Genomic DNA, 2168 nt, shown 5'->3' with positions numbered 1-2168 from the left:
TCCTCCACCTCCGGCTGGCCGGAGCCGAGCGCGGCCACGGCGTCCCAGCTGGGCACGCCCGAGCGCAGCGCCTCGACCGCCCGGCGTAGGCGGATGCGATCCGGTGACGAGACGGTCATGACACCGCCTCAAGCCGGACTTCCAGCCGGACGAGGGCGGCGTAGGGGTTGGCCCGTCGACGGTCCCGCACCTCGTCGGCCACGCGGAGCTGGAGTGCGGTGTAGGCGGGGAGCCCCCGGCTCTCGTCGGTCATGAGGTCGGGCGGCACCACGGCCACCGCGAGCAGCCCGCGCAGCTCGTCGGTGGCGTCGATGAGCTGGCGCAGCACCTCGTAGGCGTCGAGGGTCGCCGCCTTGGAGTAGTAGATGCCAATGCGCTCGTCGATGGGTGGTCGGCGGGCCTCGGCCAACCGGGTGTAGTCGAGGTGCAGCACCAGGCCGGCGTGGCCCGTGGTGAGGAGCAGCCTCGACAGCGACGAGAGCATGTCTCGCGCGTTGTGCCGGCCGATCCGGGTGTAGATCAGCGCCGGGCGCACAGCGCTCACCGATCGCAGCTCGCCGCGCAACCAAGCGAGCACTGCTTCGTGCTCCGCCCGGTCGACGTCGCCGGCGCGCAGCTCGGCCTGGGCGAGGCGGAAGACGGCGCGGCGCATCTCGGGCGCCAGCTCGAGGTCGCCGAGCAGGCGTTGCTCCAGCTGCCGGCGGACGCTGCGGTAGAGCTCGCGGGGGTCGACATCGTGGTGCTCCGCGACCGCTGCAGCCCGCAGCGTGCTCCCGTCGGGCGCGGGGAAGGACGCGGCCTCGAAGGCCTGCCGCACGAGGGTCGCGGCCAGCTGGTCCCAGTCGACGTGCCGGGAGACGGCGAAGAACAGCTGGTCGACCATGTGCAGCTTCGTGGTCTCCGCAGCCAACGAGACGTGGACGCAGCCGCCTGTGGCCGCTGCCGCACCGAAGGCGGCCTCGAACCGGTCGGCGGCGCCGGCGCTCCCGATAACCGCGATCTTCACCGACGCGCCGCCGCCCGGCAGGTAATCGGCGAGGTAGTGCTCGGCGAGGAAGGCGGCGTAGTCGTCGACCTTGAGCACGCCGCCGCCGAGCACCCCGCTGACGGGCGCGTGTCCGGGGGCAGTCATGCCCGGCCTGCAGCGGTGAACGACACACCCCAGTAGCGCTGCTGCTGGCCGGTGCGCGCGACCGTGGTCAGCACACCAGAACCGCGCGTCCCGCTGCTTGCGTGCCAGCGCAGCGTCCGGCCCGAGCGGGTGCCAACCACGCCGCTCTGGTCGAGCAGGTAGAGGTCGCGGGCGAACTCCGGCTTCGTGTAGTCCTTTGCCTGCCCGGGCAGCAGCGTCAGCACGCCCCACACGGCGTCGAGCCGCACGACGGCGTCGGGCCGCTTGCCCTCTCGCCCCACCACCAGCTCGTAGGCGGCCAGCAGGCTTTCGAGGAACGGCTCGGCCCGGAAGCGCGGCGGCCGCTGCTGCACGGCCGCAAGCCGGTCGACGAGCACCGACGGGCGCAGCCTGCGCTCGCGCTTGCGGTCGATCTCGACCGCCGCGTCGCCGGGCACGATACGCACGAGCGACGGGTAGCACAGCAGCCGCTCGTCCTCCTCGAACATCGCCAGGCCACGGCCGGCCGCGGCGGCCAGCAGCTCTTTGGCGTAGTCGCCGGAGGACAGGTAGGCGGTTTCGTCGACGGCGTACGACGCCTGCGCGTCAGCGGTTGCCGCCTCCAGCTGCCCGGCCATCTCGGCGGCCGCCGCGAGCGCCCGGCGCAGTTCGCGGACCTGGCCGGTCGCCGCCGCGGTCTTCGCCTTCTTCAGCTCACGCATGACCGCGCCCGCTCGGCGCAGGGTCGCGTCCGTGAGCTCTTCGGTCTGGGCGAGGGCCACCTCTAGACCGCTCTCGGGATGGGTCACAGCGCTTCCTCCGGCTTGTGGTGCGACGACGGTGACGACGCTACCGACCCGGACTGACAGTGACTGGCGGGTCGGCGTCGGATGGCTGTGGATGGCGGTGGCGAGCCGCGGTTGGCGTGCCATTCTTGACCTCGTGAGCGAGGTGGCGGTCGCCTTCCCCGCCTCGGGTGAGTGGACGCTCGAGGATCTGCTGGTGCTGCCCGAGACGGGCTTCCGCTACGAGATCATCGAGGGGAGCCTGCTCGTGA

General features: G+C 72.5%; 2 protein-coding genes. Both read right to left on the bottom strand.

Going from position 1 to position 2168, the window contains the following annotated elements; genetic code table 11:
* Window positions 1-115: 115 nt before the first annotated feature.
* Window positions 116-1132 carry a BREX system ATP-binding domain-containing protein gene (locus tag VFJ21_04670; GenBank protein HET7406416.1) on the bottom strand — a complete coding sequence of 339 codons (1017 nt, stop codon included), beginning with the start codon at window positions 1130-1132 and terminating at the stop codon, window positions 116-118.
* Window positions 1129-1920 (bottom strand): hypothetical protein, encoded by a 792-nt coding sequence (locus VFJ21_04665; protein HET7406415.1) that lies wholly within the window; start codon window positions 1918-1920, stop codon window positions 1129-1131. Before VFJ21_04665 ends, VFJ21_04670 begins: the two co-directional genes overlap by 4 nt.
* Window positions 1921-2168: the final 248 nt, after the last annotated feature.

It is taken from the genome of Mycobacteriales bacterium (genome assembly GCA_035690485.1).
In the GTDB taxonomy this organism is placed as follows: Bacteria; Actinomycetota; Actinomycetes; order JAFAQI01; family DASSKL01; genus DASSKL01.
This window is presented reverse-complemented; position numbering and strand designations above follow the sequence as displayed.